Origin of the sequence: Aeromonas enteropelogenes, from assembly GCF_000819845.1 — a bacterium.
GTDB classification, from domain to species: domain Bacteria; phylum Pseudomonadota; class Gammaproteobacteria; order Enterobacterales; family Aeromonadaceae; genus Aeromonas; species Aeromonas enteropelogenes.
Map to the genome: position 1 here is coordinate 1,485 of NZ_CDCG01000024.1, position 3,090 is coordinate 4,574.

General features: G+C 63.9%; 5 protein-coding genes. All 5 read left to right on the forward strand.

The window, feature by feature from the left end; all coding sequences use genetic code 11:
- Nucleotides 1-349 (forward strand): ABC transporter permease subunit (locus BN1123_RS08900; protein WP_042026566.1); only part of this gene is annotated, 349 nt, incomplete at its 5' end.
- Complete coding sequence (gene mepA, locus BN1123_RS08905) at nucleotides 343-1,083, forward strand: penicillin-insensitive murein endopeptidase (RefSeq protein ID WP_042026567.1); 741 nt, start codon at nucleotides 343-345, stop codon at nucleotides 1,081-1,083. The genes BN1123_RS08900 and mepA, both read left to right, overlap by 7 nt.
- A 78-nt stretch (nucleotides 1,084-1,161) precedes the next feature.
- Nucleotides 1,162-1,767, forward strand: a complete 606-nt coding sequence (locus BN1123_RS08910; RefSeq protein ID WP_042026568.1) for a LemA family protein — start codon at nucleotides 1,162-1,164, stop codon at nucleotides 1,765-1,767.
- On the forward strand, nucleotides 1,764-2,498 hold the full coding sequence (locus tag BN1123_RS08915) for a TPM domain-containing protein (RefSeq protein ID WP_042026569.1): 735 nt from the start codon (nucleotides 1,764-1,766) through the stop codon (nucleotides 2,496-2,498). The genes BN1123_RS08910 and BN1123_RS08915 overlap by 4 nt, the downstream gene beginning before the upstream one ends.
- Before the next feature lie 21 nt (nucleotides 2,499-2,519).
- Nucleotides 2,520-3,090 (forward strand): TPM domain-containing protein (locus BN1123_RS08920; RefSeq protein ID WP_042026570.1); only part of this gene is annotated, 571 nt, incomplete at its 3' end.

Consider the following 3,090-nt stretch of genomic DNA (forward strand, 5'->3'; position numbering starts at 1 on the left):
CGAGATAGTACGGGCCGGCCTCGCTGCCGTGCCAGCGGGGCAATGGGAGGCTGCCCAGAGCCTTGGCCTCTCCCCCTGGGTGCGGCTACGCCGGGTGATCCTGCCCCAGGCTCTGCTGCTGATGCTGCCGCCCCTCACCGGCCAGCTCATCGCCCTGGTGAAGGATACCGCCATCGTCTCCCTCATCTCGGTGCAGGAGCTCACCTTTGTCGGCACCGAGATGGCCAACTCCAGCGGACTGGTTTACGAGATCTGGCTGCTGGTAGCGGCGGCCTATTTATTGATATGTTTGAGTCTGTTCGCACTCCTCAGCCGACTCGAAGCAAGACAAGGAGCACACCGATGCTGACGTCCCTGTTACTGGCTACTGCCCTGCACGCCGAGGCAATCGGTGGTTATGCCGCCGGCTGCCTGAAAAACGGCATGGCCCTGCCGCTGGAGGGGCCGGGTTATCAGGTGATCCGTACCAAGCGGCTGCGCTACTACGGCCACCCCGACCTTATCCACTACCTGCAGACGCTGGCCAACCAGAGCCGCATGGCCGGCCTGCCGGACCTCTATATCGCCGATCTGGCGATGGCCCATGGCGGCCCCTTTACCTCGGGTCATCGCAGCCACCAGACCGGCCTCGATGCCGATATCTGGTTTCGCATGGCCAACCGCCCCATCAGCAAGTGGGAGCAGGATGCCCCCAAGGAGTGGGCGCTCATCGACGAACCCAGCTACAAGATGCTGCCGGGTCGCTTCGGCCCGCAGCAGCTGACCCTGCTACGCCTGGCCGCCAGCAAACCCGAGGTGGCACGCATCTTCGTCAACCCGGTGATCAAGTCAGCCGTCTGTGAGCAGGCGGGCCATGAGCCCTGGGTGGCCAAGCTGCGTCCCTGGGTGGGCCACTTCAGCCACTTCCATGTGCGCCTGCGCTGCCCCGCCGCCAGTCCGGATTGCCAGCCCCAGCCCCCTATTCCGCCAGGCAATGGCTGCGGGGAGGAGCTCGCCTCCTGGCTCAAGGACAAGCCGCAACTGCCCAGGGTATCGGGCATCAACAAGATGCCGGTCTTGCCCGCCCGCTGCAGTCGCGGATAGTCACCCCAGCGTGTCGTCGCGGATTGTCGCCGCCGACCCCAAGCTGTTATGGTGAACCGATATTTGCCAGCCATTTCAATGGAGAACAACAAGATGAACCTATCTCTCTGGCGCAGGGCCACCCGATCCCTGCTGACCCTGGCCCTGCTGCTGGGTCTGACCGGTTGCGGCATGAATACCATTCCGACTCTGGATGAGCAGGTCAAGGCGAGCTGGGGACAGGTGGAGAACCAGTACCAGCGCCGCGCCGATCTGGTCCCCAACCTGGTGGCTACCGTCAAGGGGTATGCCACCCATGAGCAGGAGACCCTCAAGGCGGTCACCGACGCCCGTGCCCGGGTTGGCAGCCTGCAGGTGAGCGATCCGGCTCAGCTCAAGGAGTTCGAGGCGGCACAAAACCAGCTCTCCAGCGCCCTCTCCCGCCTGATGGTGGTGGTTGAACGTTATCCCGATCTCAAGGCGGATCAGCAGTTCCTCACCCTGCAGGCCCAGCTGGAAGGCACCGAAAACCGCATCTCGGTGGCCCGCCGCGACTACATAGAGGCGGTACGCCAGTTCAACACCGAGATCCGCACCTTCCCCGGGGTGATCTGGCACAAGCTGCTCTACTCGGATCTGGAAGCCAAACCCAGCTTCAGCGCCAAGCTAGGTGCCGATGAGGCGCCCAAGGTGAGCTTCCAATGACCATGATGCTGCGCATCCTGCTGCCCTGCCTGCTGCTCTGGACCACAGCGCTGCAGGCGGCTCCCGACTTTCCGCCCCTGAGCGGGCGAGTGGTGGACGAGGCGAGCCTGATGTCCCGCAAGCAGGCCCACCAGCTGACCCAGCAACTGGCCGCGTTTGAAAAACGCAGCGGCGTACAGCTGGTGGTGGTCTCCATTGACAGTTTGCAAGGGGAGACTATCGAGGAGTACGGCTACCAGCTGGGACGTCACTGGGGCATCGGCCAGAAAGGAAAAGACAACGGTGTCCTGCTGCTGATCGCCCAGGATGAGCGCAAGGTGCGGATCGAAGTGGGTTACGGCCTGGAAGGGGCCCTGCCCGATGCCATCGCCGCCAACATCATCCAGACCCGGATCCTGCCCGCCTTCAAGCGGGGCGACATGGTGGCCGGCATCATGGCGGGCAGCCAGGGCATCATGCTGGCGCTGGCCGGTGACTATCAGCCAGCAGAGACCCAACAGCAAGATAGCGGCAAGGGGCCCGGGCTGTTCATTCTGATGGTGATTGCGATGATCGTGATCCATAACCTGCGCGGAGGGGGCGGCGGAGGTGGCTCGGGCCGCCGTCGCCGATCGGCCTACCTGGCCGGGGGACTGGGGGCCGGCTCCTTTGGCGGTCGCTCCGGCGGAGGCGGTGGCTTTAGCGGTGGCGGTGGCAGTTTTGGTGGCGGTGGCGCCTCCGGTGGTTGGTAACAGGGATTAAGAGACGACAAGATGATTTCCAAACAGTTTTATCACACGCTTCAGGCCAGGGTCAGACAGGCAGAACAGGACACGGACGCCGAACTGGTGACCGTGCTGGCCCCGGCCAGCGATGGATATCGCTACATTCCCACCCTCTGGGCGGCCCTGCTGGCCATGCTCACCCCGCTGCTGGTGTTCCAGCTCGGCTTCTGGCTCGGCTGGTACGAGATCCTGTTGGTACAGTGGTCGGTCTGGCTGCTGCTGAGCCTCCTGTTTCACTGGACCCCCATCAAGATGCGGCTGATCCCCAAACGGGTGCGCCTGCACCGGGCCGCCCTGATGGCACGACTGCAGTTTGTCGAACAGGGACTGCATCGCACCCGCGACCGGCTTGGCGTGCTGATCTTCGTCTCGGCCGCCGAGCACTACGTGGAGATCCTGGTGGATGACGGCATCGCCCAGCACATCGACAACGCCCAGTGGCAGGAGATCATCGATGACTTCGTCACACGGGTGCGCAACAAGGAGATCGAGCAGGGCTTTCTGGAGTGCATCGAGCGCACCAGCGCCATCCTGAGCGATGCCTTCCCCGCCACCCGGG

Bases quoted from the DNA above. Each gene is read 5' to 3' on its own strand.
- mepA (WP_042026567.1), top strand. From the start codon at position 343: ATGCTGACGTCCCTGTTACTGGCTACTGCCCTGCACGCCGAGGCAATC.
- BN1123_RS08910 (WP_042026568.1), top strand. From the start codon at position 1,162: ATGGAGAACAACAAGATGAACCTATCTCTCTGGCGCAGGGCCACCCGA.
- BN1123_RS08915 (WP_042026569.1), top strand. From the start codon at position 1,764: ATGACCATGATGCTGCGCATCCTGCTGCCCTGCCTGCTGCTCTGGACC.